This is a genomic window from Brevundimonas sp. RM1, assembly GCF_052907225.1.
In genome coordinates, this window is record NZ_JBRERY010000013.1 from 24,109 (window position 1) to 39,947 (window position 15,839).

General features: G+C 68.6%; 17 protein-coding genes. 10 read left to right on the plus strand and 7 right to left on the minus strand.

Going from position 1 to position 15,839, the window contains the following annotated elements; all coding sequences use genetic code 11:
• Nucleotides 1-25: 25 nt before the first annotated feature.
• Nucleotides 26-553: a signal peptidase II gene (gene lspA, locus ACU5AP_RS12075; protein WP_003165948.1), complete on the minus strand. Its 528-nt coding sequence runs from the start codon at nt 551-553 to the stop codon at nt 26-28.
• A gap of 106 nt (nt 554-659) precedes the next feature.
• Between lspA and ACU5AP_RS12080 the strand changes: the two genes are divergently transcribed.
• The 4 genes from ACU5AP_RS12080 (at nt 660) to ACU5AP_RS12095 (ending at nt 3,544) form a co-directional block, all read left to right on the plus strand.
• Nucleotides 660-1,529, plus strand: coding sequence for a TIGR01459 family HAD-type hydrolase (locus ACU5AP_RS12080; protein WP_446681294.1), 870 nt, complete (start codon nt 660-662; stop codon nt 1,527-1,529).
• Between the two features lie 38 nt (nt 1,530-1,567).
• Entirely contained in the window at nt 1,568-2,029 is a 462-nt protein-coding gene (locus tag ACU5AP_RS12085; RefSeq protein WP_046652125.1) for a MaoC family dehydratase, read from the plus strand.
• Nucleotides 2,030-2,040: 11 nt separating this feature from the next.
• Entirely contained in the window at nt 2,041-2,970 is a 930-nt protein-coding gene (locus tag ACU5AP_RS12090) for a bifunctional riboflavin kinase/FAD synthetase (RefSeq protein ID WP_446681295.1), read from the plus strand.
• Between the two features lie 79 nt (nt 2,971-3,049).
• Nucleotides 3,050-3,544, plus strand: coding sequence for a hypothetical protein (locus tag ACU5AP_RS12095; protein ID WP_446681296.1), 495 nt, complete (start codon nt 3,050-3,052; stop codon nt 3,542-3,544).
• A gap of 4 nt (nt 3,545-3,548) precedes the next feature.
• Here ACU5AP_RS12095 and ACU5AP_RS12100 read toward each other — a convergent pair whose 3' ends face one another.
• Complete coding sequence (locus tag ACU5AP_RS12100) at nt 3,549-4,115, minus strand: DUF3828 domain-containing protein (RefSeq protein ID WP_446681297.1); 567 nt, start codon at nt 4,113-4,115, stop codon at nt 3,549-3,551.
• Nucleotides 4,116-4,397: 282 nt separating this feature from the next.
• Here ACU5AP_RS12100 and ileS point away from each other — a divergent pair, with 282 nt between their 5' ends.
• Complete coding sequence (ileS, locus tag ACU5AP_RS12105) at nt 4,398-7,319, plus strand: isoleucine--tRNA ligase (protein ID WP_446681298.1); 2,922 nt, start codon at nt 4,398-4,400, stop codon at nt 7,317-7,319.
• Nucleotides 7,320-7,533: 214 nt separating this feature from the next.
• On the opposite strand, the gene ACU5AP_RS12110 is transcribed toward ileS, so the two are convergent.
• Nucleotides 7,534-8,223: a 2OG-Fe(II) oxygenase gene (locus ACU5AP_RS12110; protein ID WP_446681299.1), complete on the minus strand. Its 690-nt coding sequence runs from the start codon at nt 8,221-8,223 to the stop codon at nt 7,534-7,536.
• Between the two features lie 53 nt (nt 8,224-8,276).
• The gene (gene tipF, locus ACU5AP_RS12115; protein WP_046652116.1) at nt 8,277-9,545 is read right to left on the minus strand and encodes a flagella assembly cyclic-di-GMP phosphodiesterase TipF; all 1,269 of its coding nucleotides are present in this window, start codon (nt 9,543-9,545) and stop codon (nt 8,277-8,279) included.
• A 109-nt stretch (nt 9,546-9,654) separates the two neighbouring features.
• On the opposite strand from tipF, the gene ACU5AP_RS12120 reads away from it, so the two are divergent.
• Entirely contained in the window at nt 9,655-10,425 is a 771-nt protein-coding gene (locus tag ACU5AP_RS12120; protein ID WP_046652114.1) for an SDR family NAD(P)-dependent oxidoreductase, read from the plus strand.
• A 46-nt stretch (nt 10,426-10,471) separates the two neighbouring features.
• Nucleotides 10,472-11,374, plus strand: coding sequence for a lysophospholipid acyltransferase family protein (locus ACU5AP_RS12125; protein ID WP_446681300.1), 903 nt, complete (start codon nt 10,472-10,474; stop codon nt 11,372-11,374).
• Here ACU5AP_RS12125 and ACU5AP_RS12130 read toward each other — a convergent pair.
• Together ACU5AP_RS12130 and ACU5AP_RS12135 are read right to left on the minus strand one after the other, a co-directional pair.
• Nucleotides 11,371-11,868, minus strand: coding sequence for a response regulator (locus tag ACU5AP_RS12130; RefSeq protein WP_128720623.1), 498 nt, complete (start codon nt 11,866-11,868; stop codon nt 11,371-11,373). The genes ACU5AP_RS12125 and ACU5AP_RS12130 overlap by 4 nt on opposite strands.
• 59 nt (nt 11,869-11,927) lie before the next feature.
• Nucleotides 11,928-12,137: a DUF2093 domain-containing protein gene (locus ACU5AP_RS12135; RefSeq protein ID WP_128720622.1), complete on the minus strand. Its 210-nt coding sequence runs from the start codon at nt 12,135-12,137 to the stop codon at nt 11,928-11,930.
• Nucleotides 12,138-12,222: 85 nt separating this feature from the next.
• On the opposite strand from ACU5AP_RS12135, the gene ACU5AP_RS12140 reads away from it, so the two are divergent.
• Nucleotides 12,223-13,398, plus strand: a complete 1,176-nt coding sequence (locus tag ACU5AP_RS12140) for a P1 family peptidase (RefSeq protein ID WP_128720621.1) — start codon at nt 12,223-12,225, stop codon at nt 13,396-13,398.
• Between the two features lie 63 nt (nt 13,399-13,461).
• Here the strand turns inward: ACU5AP_RS12140 and xseA are convergent, their stop codons facing one another.
• Nucleotides 13,462-15,060, minus strand: a complete 1,599-nt coding sequence (gene xseA, locus ACU5AP_RS12145) for an exodeoxyribonuclease VII large subunit (protein WP_446681301.1) — start codon at nt 15,058-15,060, stop codon at nt 13,462-13,464.
• On the opposite strand from xseA, the gene ACU5AP_RS12150 reads away from it, so the two are divergent.
• Together ACU5AP_RS12150 and ACU5AP_RS12155 are read left to right on the plus strand one after the other, a co-directional pair.
• Nucleotides 15,059-15,331, plus strand: a complete 273-nt coding sequence (locus ACU5AP_RS12150; protein WP_312990617.1) for a hypothetical protein — start codon at nt 15,059-15,061, stop codon at nt 15,329-15,331. The two genes, xseA and ACU5AP_RS12150, sit on opposite strands and share 2 nt — an antisense overlap.
• A gap of 15 nt (nt 15,332-15,346) precedes the next feature.
• A complete protein-coding gene (locus tag ACU5AP_RS12155) occupies nt 15,347-15,766 on the plus strand; it encodes a PRC-barrel domain containing protein (protein ID WP_128720619.1) in 420 nt (139 codons plus the stop codon).
• The last annotated feature ends 73 nt before the right edge of the window (nt 15,767-15,839 follow it).

A 15,839-nucleotide genomic window follows, 5' to 3' on the forward strand; every position in this document is an offset into this window, starting at 1 on the left:
CGGGTCGATAGTTAAGGGGGTGTGATTACGACTTTTCGTGGGCCGAGCCAACTGCGGAACGGCGCTCGGACAAGAAGCTGTCCAGGATCAGCAGGGCGACGCCTACGGTGATGCCGCTGTCGGCGATGTTGAAGATCCAGGGGAACAGGCCCGTGCCGGAAAAGTCGAGGAAGTCGACCACGCCGCCGAAGCGGATGCGGTCGATGACGTTGCCGACGGCGCCGCCCATGACCAGGCCGATGGCGGCGATCAGCAGTCGACGGTCCGCCCGCGTCGCCCACCAGGCCAGCAGGCCCGCCACCACGACGGAGAAGACGCTCAGGATCCAGCGCCCGGCGCCGCCTCCGAACAGGCCGAAGCTGACGCCGGTGTTCAGCACATAGGTCAGGTTGAACACCGGCGGCGCCACCTCGGCGATGCGGAAGCCGTCGGGAATGTGGGTGATGTGTTCGGCGCCGATGGCGCTCAACACCCAGGCCTTGGTCAGCTGATCCAGCACGATGACGGCGAGGGCGATCAGATAGGCGCCCAGGGCGAGACGGGAAATCTTCATGTCCTGCCGGTTAGCAGGAAGACGTTCGACGGCGAAGAGGGAAAGCGCAGGCGCATCGATCGCCGCACGGCCTTCCCCCCCGGTTTTCCCCCGCTATAAGCGGGGCATGACCCTGCCTCATCCGCTGCCCCGCCTGTCCGCCGTCGCCGACGACTACGACATCCTGCTCTGCGACGTCTGGGGCGTGATCCACAACGGCCGCGAAAGCTGGCCTGCGGCCTGCGAGGCCCTGACGAAGTTCAATGAGAAGGGCGGCCATGTCGTCCTGATCTCCAACTCGCCGCGCCCCTCGCCGGACGTGGTGGCGCAGCTGGATGCTCTGGGCGTGCCGCGCAGCGCCTGGAAGGCGTTCGTCACCTCGGGCGACGCCACCCGCATGGAACTGGCGCGCCGCGCGCCGGGCCCGGCCTGGATCATCGGGCCGGATCGCGACTTCGTCCTCTATGAGGGCCTGGACCTGACCAGCGCCCACGACGCGAACGACGCCGCCTTCATCTCCGTCACCGGCCCTTACGACGACACGACCGAGACTCCCGAGGATTATCGCGAGCGCCTGACGCCCGCCGTCGCGCGCGGACTGGAGCTGATCTGCGCCAACCCCGACCGCGTGGTGCAGCGCGGCGATTCCATCATCTACTGCGGCGGCGCCATCGCCGACCTCTATGAATCGATGGGCGGCCGCGTGGTCATGGCGGGCAAGCCGTTCGCACCCATCTACGCCCTGGCTCTGAAAGAGGCTGAGGGCCTGATGGGCCGCCCCGTCGATCGTTCGCGCGTCCTGTGCATCGGCGACGGCGTGGTCACGGACGTTTTGGGCGCCGCAGAACAGGCGCTGGACTGTCTGTTCATCGCCCAGGGCATTCACGGCGACGCCGCCAAGGCGGCGGACGGAACGCTCGATCCGGCGCGTGCGGCCGAACTGCTCCGCGCCGAGACGACCTTCGCCCGCTACGCCGCGCTGGAACTGACGTGGTGAGTCTCGCCATTTCGTCGCACCTGCCTTAAAGGCGGCTCATGGTTGATCTGGTCCAAGCGCACCCGTCGGGCGGTTATATCCTCGACGAACTCCACGTCGGCATGGCCGCCGAGAAGACGGTTCACGTCACGGAGGAGCGGATTCGTCTGTTCGCCGAGGCGTCCGACGACTTCAATCCGGTGCACCTGGATGAAGCCTTCGCGGCCAAGACGGCCTATCGCGGACGTATCGCCCACGGCCTGCTGTCGGCGGCTTTCGGTTCGGCGGTGGTGGGGACCATCCTGCCGGGCGCGGGCTCGATCTACATTTCCCAGACGCTGGCCTTCCATTTTCCGGTGCGGATCGGCGACACGGTGCGCATCGTCATCACCGTCATCGCCCTGGACCACGACAGCGCGCGCGGCGAGCTGCGCTGCGAGGGCTTTGTCGAGGACAAGCTGATCATGGACGGCGTGGCCGTCGTGCGCGTGCCGCGTCGTCGCAAGCCCTCGGCCCGCTGAAGGCTGGCGAGGTGGTCGAGGTCATTCGCGACTGGCGCGGCCTGACGGACGCGCAGAAGGGGGCGGCCGTCGCCGTCGGCGCCTTCGACGGCGTGCATCGCGGCCATCAGGCGGTCATCGCCTCGGCGCGCGAGGCGGCGGATCGCCTGGGCGCCCCCCTGGCCGTGGTCAGCTTCGACCCTCATCCGCGCCGCCTGTTTCAGCCCGAGGCCGCGCCCTTTCGCCTGATGACGCCGGACCAGATGGCGCGCGCCCTGGCGCCGCTGGGCGTCGACCGCCTGTATCTGTTGCCGTTCGACCGCGAGATGGCGGGCATGTCGGACGAGGAGTTCGCCCGCCGCGTCCTGTCGGAAGGCCTGGGGATTAGACACGCCGCCGTCGGCTTCGACTTCACCTTCGGCAAGGGCCGCTCCGGCTCTCCGGCCCTGCTGCAAGCCTATGGCGAGACGCTGGGCTTTACGGTCTCCGTCACCGACCGCATCGACGACGCCTCGGGCCTGAAGCTGTCGTCCAGCGCCGTGCGCGAGGCGTTGAAGGCGGGCGACATGGACCGCGCCGCCGCCATCCTGGGCCGCCCCTTCGCCATCCAGGGCGAGGTGATTCACGGCGACAAACGCGGCCGCACCATCGGCGTGCCGACCGCCAACATCGCCATGGGCGACTATATGCGCCCGGCCTATGGGGTTTACGCCACCCGCACCCGCCTGCCGGACGGGCGGGTGGTCAAGAGCGTCGCCAATCTGGGCGTTCGCCCGATGTTCGAGATCGAAGAGCCCCTGCTGGAAGTCTGGCTGCTGGACTTCGACGAAAGCCTCTACGGCCAGGTGCTGGAGACCGAGCTGGCCGCCTTCCTGCGCGGCGAGATGAAGTTCGACGGCCTGGACGCGCTGAAGGTCCAGATCGACGCCGACGCTGCCGCCGCCCGCGCGCTTCTGGGCTGAGGCCGTTCGCACGGTCTGCGCTATTGCAGGCGGACCAAGCAGCCCCCAGCTCTACGGAACAATGTTGGCGGGAGGGGCCGTGACAGACCGAAATTCAAACCTGTGGTTCGCCGTGGCGGGTGTTTGCGCCCTGTGGACCGTGGCGGCGGCGCTTGCTGGGACAGGCGTGTCGGCGCCGCTGTTGATCGGCGCTTTGGCCCTGATTTTCGGCGTCAACGGCGAGGCCCGGCGCTGGGTTGAGGGCAAGCTGTCGTGGGCCTTGTCTGGCTCGGCGTTGCGGCTCGTTCTGGTGATGATCGGCGTGATGATGCTGTGGCAGACCGTCGGCCTGGAACTGGCCCTGTTCGCCGCCGGTGACGTGCTGGCCTATCTCGAAGTCTTGACGGCGGTCAGCATGATGACCGCGCAGGCGCGGCTGGCGCCGGTCAGGGCGGCGATGGCGCGGCGCGTGACGGCGCTCATGCAGCCGTTGCGCCGTTTGAAACTCAGAAGTCGGGCGCGCCGTATCCGGCCGAAGACGCCGCCGTCTTCCAGCGACGCCGACGGAACGGCGGGCGTCTGGGCCTTCGCTTGAGGCTTTAGCTCTCCGCCTTCTCGGCGATGGCCATCAGGACGTCGTGCAGCGACTTGCCCTTGTCGTCGATGATGTCGGCGATGCGCCACATCGGGCCTTCCTTCACCAGTTTCAGCGTCTGGCGATGCTCGCGGCCGTGGTTGGTGAAGACGACGTCGGCGGTCGCGGCCTGGGGGCCGTCGGGCGTCATCGTCACCGTCTTCAGGGCGAAGCCGTCGGCGTCCTGGCAGGCGCAGACGGGATCATAATTCAGATAGGGGACTTCGTCGCGGGACTGAGCCTCGCGGAAGTCGACGCCGATCAGGGCGTTCAGGGTGCGTGAATAGAGGGGGTCGCGGCCGGGAGTGATCGCCGCCTCGGCGGGGTCCGGCGTCGTCTGCGGCGCCGCCGCGCGGGCGTAGAGGGCGCGCACGAAGGCTTCGGCGTCCTTTTCGCCTGCCGCATAGACGGCGGCGCGGCCGGTCAGGGCCGACGCGGCGGCCTCGGCCGGAGCGGGCGCCTCCTTTTCCGCCGAGCAGGCCGCCGCCGTCAGGGCCAGCACCGCCGCCGTCGCCAAGGCCTGAAGTCGCATCCGATCCGTCTCCCGTCTGTTCGCCTGGACTATGGCGCAGGGGGCGTGCGGTCTGCTAGAGCTTTCCCAGCATGACCGTTCGCGTGATCCGTCCGATTTCGATTAGCCGCCCGGCGTAGCGCTGCAGGGCTTGCCCCGCGCACGTCGGGATTTCTCGAAACATTTCGCCGAGACGACGCCGCCTTGAGCCATCAAGGCATGGGCCGTCCGGCGCCTTCACGCTAGACTGACGCTCGACGCCGTTTCCAAACGGCCGCGCGCGCAAAGACGAAAAGACATTCCATGGCCGACGCCGACACCCAGACCCCTTCCGGCCGCGACTATCGCGACACCGTCTTCCTGCCCGAGACGCCGTTCCCGATGCGCGGCGGCCTGCCCAAGAAGGAGCCGGAAATCCTGGCCCAGTGGGGCGACCTGTACGGAACCTTGCGCGCCCTGCGTCAGTCGCAGAAGGCGCCGCTCTATGTGCTGCACGACGGCCCGCCTTACGCCAACGGCGACATCCACATCGGCCACGCCCTGAACAAGACGCTGAAGGACTTCGTGGTCCGCTCGCGCTTCCTGCTGGGCTATGACGTCGACTACGTCCCCGGCTGGGACTGCCACGGCCTGCCGATCGAATGGAAGATCGAGGAGCAGTTCCGCGCCAAGGGCCGCCGCAAGGATGAGGTCTCCAAGGAAGAGTTCCGCACCGCCTGCCGCGAATACGCCGGCAAATACATCGACCTGCAGCGCGACCAGTTCCTGCGTCTGGGAATCACCGGCGACTTCGCCAACCGCTACGCCACCATGGATTTCGCCTCCGAGGCGGCCATTGTTTCAGAATTCCACAAATTCAAGAACTCGGGTCAGTTGTATCGCGGCTCCAAGCCGGTGATGTGGTCGCCGGTCGAGCGCACGGCGCTCGCGGATGCAGAAGTCGAGTATCATGACCACGTCTCGCCGACGATCTGGGTCAAGTTCCCGGTGGTCGGCGCGACCGACAGCCACCCGGACGACCTGTTGGCCTTCCGCGCGGCGACGCCCTCGATCGTGATCTGGACCACCACGCCGTGGACCATCCCGGCCAACCGGGCGATCAGCTACGGCCCCGAGATCAACTACGGCCTGTATGAGGTCACGGCCCTTGAGGAAGGGCTGGACTATGAGCCCTGGGCCAAGCCGGGCGACCGCTTCATCCTCGCCGACAAGCTGGCTGAAGAGGTGTTCAAGGCCGCCAAGATCGCCGCCTGGACGCGCGTCTACGACATCGACCCGTCGGGGCTGGAGTGCGCCCACCCGCTGGCCGCGCTGGACAGCGGCTATGGCTTCTCGGTGCCGCTGCTGGCCGGCGATCACGTCACCGACGACGCGGGCACCGGCTTCGTCCACACGGCGCCGGGCCACGGCGCGGACGACTTCGCCGTCTGGCTGGCCCACGGTCATCGCGAGGTGCCGGACACGGTCGATCCCGACGGCGCCTATTATGAGCACGTGCCCCTGTTCGCAGGGCTGAAGGTGCTGGAGACCGAGGGCAAGAAGACCGGCAAATTCGGTCCCGCCAACGGCGCGGTGATGGAAAAGCTGATCGAGGCGGGCAACCTGCTAGCGCGCGGCCGGATGGAGCACTCCTATCCGCACAGCTGGCGCTCCAAGGCGCCGATCATCTTCCGCAATACCCCCCAATGGTTCATCCGCATGGATGAGGAACTGGAAGACGGCGCGACCCTGCGCGACCGCGCCCTGAACGCCATCGACGCCACCGCCTTCCACCCGGCGGCGGGCAAGAACCGCATCCGTTCGATGGTCGAAGGCCGCCCCGACTGGCTGATCAGCCGTCAGCGCGCCTGGGGCACGCCCCTGGCCATGTTCGTCGACAAGCAGACCGGCCAGCCCCTGCACGATCCCGAGGTCGACGCCCGTATCGTCAAGGCCGTGGCCGAGGGCGGCGCCGACGTCTGGTTCTCGGCGCCTGACGCCGACTTCCTGGGCGCGCACGACCCCGAGCGGTTCGAGAAGGTCACCGACATCCTCGACGTCTGGTTCGACAGCGGCTCGACTCACGCCTTCACGCTGGACCCGCGCACGGCGGCGAGCGGCTACACGGGCGACCGCCCGTCGCACTGGCCCGCCGACCTCTATCTGGAAGGCTCGGACCAGCACCGCGGCTGGTTCCAGTCGTCGTTGCTGGAAGGCTGCGGCACGCGCGGCCGGGCGCCGTTCAAGGCCGTCCTGACCCACGGCTTCACCCTGGACGAGAACGGGGAGAAGATGTCGAAGTCGCGGGGCAACACCACCGATCCCCTGACCATCATCAAGGAGTCGGGCGCCGACATCCTGCGTCTGTGGGTGGCCCTGGTCGACTATTCGGACGACCAGCGCATCGGCAAGCAGATCCTGCAGACCACGGTCGACGCCTATCGCAAGCTGCGCAACACCGTGCGCTATCTGCTGGGCGCGCTGAACGGCTTCGATGAGGCCGAGCGCCTGACCGATTACGACCAGTTCCCGCCGCTGGAGAAGTTCATCCTGCACCGCCTGTGGGAGCTGGATGGGCAGGTGCGTCAGGCCTATGCCGAATACCGCTTCCAGGACGTGGTGCGGCCGGTGCTGGAGTTCTGCTCGGGCGATTTGTCGGCCCTGTATTTCGACGTGCGCAAGGACAGCCTCTATTGCGACCGTCTCGACAGCACCAAGCGCCGCGCCGTCCGCACGGTGATGGACGAGGTGTTCAGCCGCCTGACCGCCTGGCTGGCCCCGCTGACCCCCTTCACCATGGACGAGGCCTGGACCACGCGTTTCCCCGAAGCCGGCACCAACTGCGCGCGGGTGATCCCCGAGACGCCGGGTCAGTGGCGCAACACGGCCGAGGCCGAACGCTGGACCAATGTCGAGACGGTGCTGGAAGTGGTCAACGAGGCGCTGGAAGCCGCGCGTCGCGACAAGGTCATCGGCGGGGCGCTGGACGCCTGGCCGGTCGTGACGGCCCCGGCCGAACTGCTGGCGCCGTTCGAAGGACTGGACGCCGCTGAGGTGTTCCGCACCTCGGGCGCCGAGCTCAAGGCCGGCGGCGAGGCGGTGACGGTCGAGGTGAAGACGGCGGACTATCCCAAATGCGCCCGCTCCTGGCGACGCGTGCCGGACGTCGGCTCCGACGCCGACTATCCCGACCTGTCGGCTCGCGACGCCGACGCGGTGCGGTGGCTGGACGCGCAGAAAGCCTAAAGGATCAGGCCCCTCCGTTCTGACGGAGGGGCCTTTTTCTTCCTTCTTCCCTTGAGGGAGAAGGTGGCAGGCGGAGCCTGACGGATGAGGGGTGTGCGCGCAGCGGCCTAAACGACTGCCACGACGCACGAACCGCCAGAACGTCAAACGCTGCGCCGACACCCCTCATCCGAGCGCTTTGGGCGCCCACCTTCTCCCACAAGGGGAGAAGGGATCAGGCGGCGTCGTGGAAGATCAGGCCCAGCGTCATCCGCTTGCCCGCGCGCACCGTGCTGACGCCGTGGCGCATCTGGACGCGATAGTCGCCGCGCGTGCCGGCCACCGGGCGTTCGCGTACGGCGAAGATGACCGCCTGTCCCTGTTTCAGCGGCGCGATATGGGCCTGCGACTGCGACCGGGGCTTCTGCTCGACCAGAACGAACTCGCCGCCTTCGAATTCGGCCGGATCGCTCAGCAGGATGGCCGCCTGTAGCGGGAAGACCAGTTCGCCGTACAGATCCTGATGCAGCCGATTGTAGTCGCCGGGACCGTAGCGCAGCATCAGCGACGTCGGCCGGGTCTGGCCCGCCGCGCGGCAGCGGGCGGTCAGTTCGTCCAACTGTGCCGGAAAACCCGGCCGTCCCAGCCGCGCCGCCCAGTCGTCAGCGACCGGCGCCAGGCCTTCGTAAAGCCGCGCCCGCAGCCGGGGCAGGGGATCAGGCAGGGGATCGGCGAAATACTGATACTCGCCCTGACCGAAGCCGTGGCGCTGCATGACGATGCGGCTGCGGAACCGCTCGGGCTGGTCATAGAGGGTCTGCAGGGCCTTACAGGTCGCGGGCGTCAGCAGGGGGCCGGTTAGAGCCCAGCCCTGGGCGTTCAGGTCGGCGGCGATGCGGGGCCAGTTGAGGGCGGCGTCGGTCATACCCCATCAGAGCGGGCGGCGACCCGTTTGTCTGGCGGCTTTCGGCCGTGGGCCTAGAAGCGCACCCGCTGCTCCGCCGATTTCAGCGTCGAGCGGACGAAGTCGGCGGGCGGGTCGGTTTCGGCCAGGACGGCTTCCTTGATGGCGCGCGGTTCGCCGAACAGGTGGCCCTGACCCATGGCGATATCCAGTTCGAGGATGTCGACGACCTGTTTCTCGCTCTCGACCTTTTCAGCGATCAGCTCAAGGCCGTGACGGCGGGTCAGGGGGGCGAAGTCCCCGGCGCGGATGTCCGGCTGGCTGGGCAGGGGGGCGGCGCCGTCCAGGTCAAGAAGCTGCTCGATCAGCAGGTCGGCCGCCACCTTGATGAAGCGCACGTCCGAGCGTTGCAGGTCGGCGAAGTCCAGATCCAGCGTCTGCACCTTGTCGATGGAGAAGCGGAAGCCCAGGTCGGCCAGCTTGGCCATGTTGCGCGCCTCGATGGCGCCGCGCGCGTCGAACGTCGCCTGGCCCAGTTCGAAGATCAGGGCGTCCTTCAGGTCGCGGTTCTGGCTCAGGAAGTCGAGGAACTGCGGGAAGAAGGTCTCGTCCCCCAGCGACGCCAGCGAGATGTTGCAGAAGACCCCGACCTTGCGATCCTGCCCGGCCAGACGGCGCACGATCTGGGCGCAGCGGAACAGCAGCAGATTGTCGATGGCGGGCAGCAGGCCCTCGCCCTCGGCCACCGACAGGTATTCGGCGGGCATCATCACCCGGTTCGACGGGTCGCGCAGGCGGGTGAAGCTCTCATAATAGACCGTCCGCCGCTGGGGCAGGGTCACGACCGGCTGAAGATACAGGTCGACGCGGTTCTCGCTGAGAGCGTCGTGGACGGTCTTCAGCAGGGTGTTCGACTGGACCTGACGGCGCCCCTCGAAGGTGTCGGCGGTCAGGGTGGAGGCGGCCAGCCGCTCCTCGATCGAGGCGCTCATCTGCTGGACCAGGCCTTCCAGCATCCGCACCTCGCCGGTCAGGGCGTCGGTGCGCGACAGGGCGCCGGTCTCGATGGCCTGCGCCAGTTCGGTCAGGGCACCCTGGGTCGACTCCATCGCATCGGCCAGCAGGCGATGGGCTTCGCGCACCTTGCCGATCTCCAGACGCAGGGCGCGACGGTCGGCCATGCCGGTGACGAGGGCGTGGAGGCCGGCCATGATCCCCAGCGCGCCCAGCACCCCGGCCGCGCCCGCGCCGCCGCCCAGACCGGCGCGCCAGATCGCCGCCCCGATGGTCAGGGCGAGGAACAGGTAGCCGAAGAACAGGAAGCCGCCGGTGATCTTTCGCATGGGGCCGGTCAGAACCGCCTTTCCCTATAGAATCGATCAAGTATCACGTTAACGAAGGCTAACGGCTAGGGTCCGCGCGGATAAACGGGCGGTAAAAGGAGGTTAACGCATGGAATTGTTCGATCTGAGCGGCAAGGTCGCCGTCATCACCGGCTCATCCAAGGGCATCGGCAAGGCCATCGCCGAGCGTCTGGCCGAACACGGCGCGCGCGTCGTCATCTCCTCGCGCAAGGCCGGGCCGTGCGAAGAGGTCGCCGTCGCCATCAATGAGAAGCACGGCGAAGGCCGCGCCATCGCCATTCCCGCCAACATCGCCTCCAAGGAAGACCTGCAGCGGCTGGTGGACGATACGCGCACCGCCTTCGGCCGGATCGACATTCTGGTGTGCAATGCAGCGACCAATCCCTACGCCGGGCCGATGGCGGGCATCAGCGACGAGCAGTTCGAAAAGATCCTTCAGAACAACGTCATCTCCAACCACTGGCTGATCCAGATGGTCGCGCCGGAGATGGTCGAGCGCAAGGATGGGGCGATCCTGCTGATCTCCTCCATCGGGGGCCTGCGCGGCAACGCCCTGATCGGCGCCTACAACATCTCCAAGGCGGCGGACATGCAGCTGGCGCGCAATCTGGCGGTCGAATACGGGCCGTCGAACGTGCGGGTGAATTGCATCGCGCCGGGCCTGGTTCAGACCGATTTCGCCAAATACCTGTGGGAGAACCCGGAACTGCTGAAGACCGTCACCGACCCCGCGCCGCTGAAAAGGATCGGTCAGCCTGATGAAATCGCGGGCACGGCGGTTTATCTCTGCAGCCCTGCGTCGGCCTATGTGACCGGCCAGACCCTGGTGGTGGACGGCGGACTGACGATTGCCTGGTGAAGATCAAACGCGCTCAAGCAGCCCGAAGGGCGGCGGCGCCGCTAAAATGAGCCAGGATCTGGTCTGGCGGCTGGAGGCGGCGGCGTTTCGCGGGCTGTTCGGCTTCCTGCGCCTGCTGGGCGTCGAGCGGGCCTCGGGCTTCGGCGGCAAGCTGCTGCGGACGCTGGGGCCGTTGACCGGCACGCACAAGACGGTGACGCGAAACCTGCGCATCGCCTTTCCCGACATGGACGCCGCCGAACGCGACCGTTTGGCCGTGGATCAGTGGGAGCAGACGGGCCGCACCTTCGCCGAACTGGCCGTCATGGACAGGCTGACGCCGGAAAGCGGGCGCATCGACATCGTCGGGCTGGAGCGGCTGCACGCCGTGCGCGATAGCGGCAAGCCGGTGGTGCTGATCTCGGGCCACCTGGCCAATTTCGAGGTGATGGCGGCGGTCATCATGGCGGCTGGCGTGCCGTGTCAGGTGACCTATCGCGCGGCCAACAACCCCTATGTCGACGCCCTGATCCGCCAGAGCCGCGAGCGTTATGGCATCAAGCTGTTCGCGCCCAAGGGCGACGGCACGCGCGAGCTGATGGCGGGGATGAAGCGGGGCGAATCCATCGCCCTGCTGGTCGATCAGAAATACAGCCAGGGGCCGGAGGTCGAGTTCTTCGGCCAGCCGGTCAACGCCTCGCCCGGCGCGGCGCGCATGGCGCTGAAGTTCGGCACGGTGATGCAGCCTCTGTCGGTGGTGCGCCTGCCCGGCGTGTGCTTCCGCGTCACCGCGCATGAGCCGATCGCCGTGCCCGATACCGGCGACAAGGCCGCCGATGTGCTGGCGGGCGTGCAGGCCGCCAACCGCTTTGTGGAGGATCGGGTGCGCGAGCATCCCGTCGACTGGTTCTGGGTCCACAAGCGCTGGCCGCCCCAGGTCTATGAGGCGCTGCGGGCGTCTGACGCCTAATCCAGCACGCCGTCATCGGCGCGGCGGAAAGGACCGGCGTAGTCCTTCGTTCCTGTGCGCCGGCGATCCGGCCCGAAATAGCTGGGCGAACGCACGAAGGGGCGGGGACGCAGGATCACCGCCTCGATCCGCGTCAGCAGGGTCTGGGCCTTCACCGGCTTGGCCACGAACTCGGTCACGCCCGCGTCGCGCGCCTCGGTCACGCGGCTCTTTTCGGAGTGCCCCGTCATCATGATGACCGGCAGATAGGGGTTTGTGCTGTCGCCTTCGCTGCGGACAGCGCGGGTGAATGCGGCGCCGTCCATCGGCTTCATGCGGAAATCGACGATGGCGATGTCGATCGCTTCGCGGCGCAACAGCTCCAGCGCCACGACGCCGTCCTCAGCCTCGCTCAGGCGGCCGACGCCGACGGACTTGAGCATGGCGGCGACGATGGCGCGCATATTGGGATTGTCGTCGACCAGCAGGACGTGGACCGAACTCAGGGCGGACATCTAAGGACACCGAGAAACAGGGCGACCGGAAACGATCCGGCCATGACATCGGAAAGGGCTCAGCGCCCGGCGGCCGTCAGATACTCGCGCGGTCCGGCGTAGGCTTCCTGCTTCTCGACCGACCAATAGCGCAGTGCGGCCAGAGGGATGGCCGCGCCGCTGACGGCGCACCGCACGAAGGCGCCGGCCGACAGAACGGCGAACTCGCCGTCGCCGTAGTGCAGGCAGGCCGTTTCGCTGGGCGCGGAAGAAGGAGGCTGGGTGCTCATGCCGCCATCATAACGCGAAGCTTGTGCGGGACGACAGGCGAATCGCCGTCATCTGAGCGTCTGTCTTCACAAAATCGGATGTTCCATGTCTCGATCGCCCGCCGACATCCTGGCCGCCGCCGTTTCCGCGGCCGTTCTGGTCGCCGCGCCTGGCGCGAATGCTCAGGACGGAGCGGCCGAGCGGCCGACCATTCGCGACCTGGGCCGGGCGCCGGGCATATTGTCGCCGGGGCCGCTGAACGCCATCACCGACGTGGTCGGGGTGAAGGTGGGGCAGGTGACGCTGCGTCCGGGCGACAGCGGCCGCACCGGCGTCACCGCCATCGTGCCGCACGGCGGCTCCCTGTTCCGCGACAAGGTTCCGGCCGGGCTGTCGGTGGCCAACGGCTTCGGCAAGCTGGCGGGCGCGACCCAGATCATGGAGCTGGGCGAGATCGAGACGCCGATCGTCCTGACCAACACCCTGTCGGTGGCGCGGGGGATCGACGGCGTTCTGGACTGGACGCTGAAACAGCCGGGGCATGAGGACGTCCGCTCGGTCAACGCCGTGGTGGGCGAGACGAACGACGGCGGGCTGAACGACATCCGCGCGCGCGTCGTCACGGCCGCCGACGTGGTGCGGGCCATCGAGACGGCGACGCCAGGGCCGGTGGAGCAGGGCGCGGTCGGCGCCGGGACAGGAACCATCGCTTTCGGCTTCAAGGGCGGGATCGGGACGAGTTCGCGCAAACTGCCCGACAGTCTGGGCGGCTTCACCGTCGGGGTGCTGGTCCAGTCGAACTATGGCGGCGTGTTGAGCATCGACGGAGCGCCGGTCGGGGTGCGGCTGGGCCGCTACTACTTGCGCGAAGAGGTGGAGAATGAGCGCGCCGACGGCTCCATCATGATCGTGGTGGCGACGGACGCGCCTTTGTCGGACCGCAATCTGGAGCGGCTGGCCAACCGCGCCTTCGCCGGTCTGGCGCGGACGGGGGCGGCGTTCTCGAACGGGTCGGGGGACTATGCGATCGCGTTTTCCACGGCGGAGGGCGTGCGGCGGACGCCTGAGCGCCGGGCGGGGCAGGCGATGGTTGCGGACTGGCCGAACGACCGCATGTCGCCCCTGTTCGTCGCGGTCGCCGAGGCGACGGAGGAGGCCATCCTCAACTCCCTGCTGAAGGCGCAGACGACGACCTCGGTGATCGACGGCAAGACGGTGACGATCGAGGCGTTGGACATCGAGGCGGTGAAGGCGGTGCTGGCCGAGACCGCCCGCCGCTAGGGCGTCGCCCCTCTAAACCCGCTCATCCCGGCGGACGCTCGGGATGAGCGGAATTTTCAGGGGTCAGAACAGGTCGCCTTGGCCTGCGGGCGGGGCCTTGGGGCGCGGGGCAGGCTTAGGCGTCGGACGCGGCGCGGCGCCCTCGCCGTCGATGGTCGCGTCCTTGGCGCCGTCGCTGAAGACGATCCGCACCGCCTGCCCCGGCGAAAGGGCGGCGGCCGAGGCGATCATGGCGCCCTCGGCGTCTTCGATGCGGGCGAAGCCGGGCTTGGGCGTCTTGGGGTTCAGCGTCGTCAGGGCGCGGGACAGGGCGGCGAGGCGGTCCTCGGCGCGCTCCAGCCGACGCGGCATGACGCTGTCCAGACGTAAGGTGAGCGCCTCCAGCCGCGCCTGCCGCTGATCGAGGCGGCGGTGCAGGGGCGCAGGGCTGAGGCGGCCCGCCGTCTGCAGCAGGCGGCGCTCGTTGCGGGCGACGCCGGCCTGAAGCGCAGCGCCCAGACGGTCGGCGGCGCCGCGCAGGCGGTCCTGACCGCGCTCGACGCGGGCGCGCAGCAGGCCGGGCGTCAGCCGACCCGCCGCGACCGCCAGCTGGCGCTCATGCACGGCGACATTGCGGTGCAGGCCGGAGCCCAGACGGCTGGCGGCGTGGTCCAGTCGTTGCTGCGGCAGGGCCAGCAGGTCTTCGGGCCGGGCGGGCAGGCCGCGCGCGGCGGCGTGCAGGCGGGTGCGGCGGTCTTCCAGCATCCGCGCCCCGGCGCGCGACAGCCGCCCCTCCAGATCGCTGAGCGCCCAGCGCAGGTCGGCCAGAACCGGCGTGGCGATCTCGGCCGCCCCGGTCGGGGTCGGGGCCCGGCGGTCCGACACGAAGTCGATCAGTGTGGTGTCCGTCTCGTGCCCCACGGCCGAGATGATGGGGATGCGGGCGGCCGCGACCGTGCGCGCCAGAGCCTCGTCGTTGAAGCACCACAGATCCTCGACCGAGCCGCCGCCGCGCGCGACGATCAGCAGGTCGGGGCGGGGGATCGGGCCGCCCGGCGTCATCTGGTCGAAGCCGCGGATGGCGTTGGCGACCTGACCGCTGGCGGCGTCGCCCTGAACCACCACCGGCCAGACGATCACGCGGCAGGGCCAGCGCTCGGCGATGCGGTGCAGGATGTCGCGGATGACGGCGCCGGTCGGGCTGGTGATGACGCCGATGGTCGCGGGGAAGGTCGGCAGGGCCTTCTTTTTCGCCGGATCGAACAGGCCTTCGTCGCGCAGCTTGACCTTCAGCCGCTCCAACTGGGCCAGCAGGGCGCCCGCGCCCGCCGCCTCCATGCTCTCGATCACGATCTGATAGGAGGACCGCGCCGGGTAGGAGGTGATCTTGCCGGTGACGATGACCTCCAGCCCCGTCTCGGGTTGGACGCCCAGACCGCGCACCACGCCCTTCCAGATCACGCCGTCGATGGCCGATTTGTCGTCCTTGAGCGTCAGATAGACGTGGCCCGAGGCGTGGCGGTTCACTTTGGAGATCTCGCCGCGCAGCCGTACATGGCCGAAGCGTTCCTCCAGGGTGCGCTTGAGCGCGAAGCTCAGCTCCGAGATCGACAGCGGCGGATTGTTGTCGCGCGCGGGCTGCGTGGCCGCGCCCTCGAAGGCGTAGTCGTCGTCGGAGGTCATGGCGCGCACCCTAGCCGTCGCCGCCGCGCCCGCAAAGACATGGCGGGCAAGCGTGGCGGAACGGGCGCGTCCCCGCGCGCGTTCGCCGATCATGGTGCAGTCTCCAGACCCGTTTTCGGAAGAGCCGACGGCCGACGACCTGCCGCCCGATCAGGCGCGCGAGCGCGAACTGGCGCGTCGCAGTAACAATCCGACGCTCAGCCCGTGGCTGGTTCTGGGGCTGATTCTTCTGGCCGGCGCCGGCGTCTATGTGGTCTCGGCCCTGATCTAGAGACAGGAGGGTTCGATGATGAAGACCTTGTTCGCGGCCGCCTCGGCCGCGGCCCTGCTGGCGTCCTGTTCGCAGCCGCCGGCCAAGCCCGATAAGACGCCTGAGGCCTCGCCCGACGCCGCCTCGGCGCCGACCATGGCTGGCGCGCCCGCCGCGGCGCCTGGGGCCATGGCGCTGGGCCTGACCGTGGCCCAGTTGGAGGACGCCGACCTCATCACGCCGGCGGGCGTCGATCTGGGCGATGTTCAGCGGGTCGATGTGGACGCCTCGGGCGCCGTCACCGGCCTGATCATCGAGCCGGCAGGCGAGGGCGGGCCGCACTGGGTGCGCATTCCGCTGGATGGTCTGACGCCCCGGAAGGAGGGCGACGCCTACGACCTGGTGTCGACCATGACGCTGGCGCAGTTGAAGGCCTTGCCTGCCTGGATGCCTTGATTTCCAGGAGGCGAGGGGCCGCTAACCCTTTCCGGCGCTTGACCGGGACGGCGCGTGCGGCCATTCCGCCTTC

Coding starts and splice junctions, on each gene's coding strand:
- lspA (WP_003165948.1), bottom strand. CDS start 553: ATGAAGATTTCCCGTCTCGCCCTGGGCGCCTATCTGATCGCCCTCGCC.
- ACU5AP_RS12080 (WP_446681294.1), top strand. CDS start 660: ATGACCCTGCCTCATCCGCTGCCCCGCCTGTCCGCCGTCGCCGACGAC.
- ACU5AP_RS12085 (WP_046652125.1), top strand. CDS start 1,568: ATGGTTGATCTGGTCCAAGCGCACCCGTCGGGCGGTTATATCCTCGAC.
- ACU5AP_RS12100 (WP_446681297.1), bottom strand. CDS start 4,115: ATGCGACTTCAGGCCTTGGCGACGGCGGCGGTGCTGGCCCTGACGGCG.
- ileS (WP_446681298.1), top strand. CDS start 4,398: ATGGCCGACGCCGACACCCAGACCCCTTCCGGCCGCGACTATCGCGAC.
- ACU5AP_RS12110 (WP_446681299.1), bottom strand. CDS start 8,223: ATGACCGACGCCGCCCTCAACTGGCCCCGCATCGCCGCCGACCTGAAC.
- tipF (WP_046652116.1), bottom strand. CDS start 9,545: ATGCGAAAGATCACCGGCGGCTTCCTGTTCTTCGGCTACCTGTTCCTC.
- ACU5AP_RS12120 (WP_046652114.1), top strand. CDS start 9,655: ATGGAATTGTTCGATCTGAGCGGCAAGGTCGCCGTCATCACCGGCTCA.
- ACU5AP_RS12125 (WP_446681300.1), top strand. CDS start 10,472: ATGAGCCAGGATCTGGTCTGGCGGCTGGAGGCGGCGGCGTTTCGCGGG.
- ACU5AP_RS12130 (WP_128720623.1), bottom strand. CDS start 11,868: ATGTCCGCCCTGAGTTCGGTCCACGTCCTGCTGGTCGACGACAATCCC.
- ACU5AP_RS12135 (WP_128720622.1), bottom strand. CDS start 12,137: ATGAGCACCCAGCCTCCTTCTTCCGCGCCCAGCGAAACGGCCTGCCTG.
- ACU5AP_RS12140 (WP_128720621.1), top strand. CDS start 12,223: ATGTCTCGATCGCCCGCCGACATCCTGGCCGCCGCCGTTTCCGCGGCC.
- ACU5AP_RS12150 (WP_312990617.1), top strand. CDS start 15,059: ATGGCGCGCACCCTAGCCGTCGCCGCCGCGCCCGCAAAGACATGGCGG.
- xseA (WP_446681301.1), bottom strand. CDS start 15,060: ATGACCTCCGACGACGACTACGCCTTCGAGGGCGCGGCCACGCAGCCC.
- ACU5AP_RS12155 (WP_128720619.1), top strand. CDS start 15,347: ATGATGAAGACCTTGTTCGCGGCCGCCTCGGCCGCGGCCCTGCTGGCG.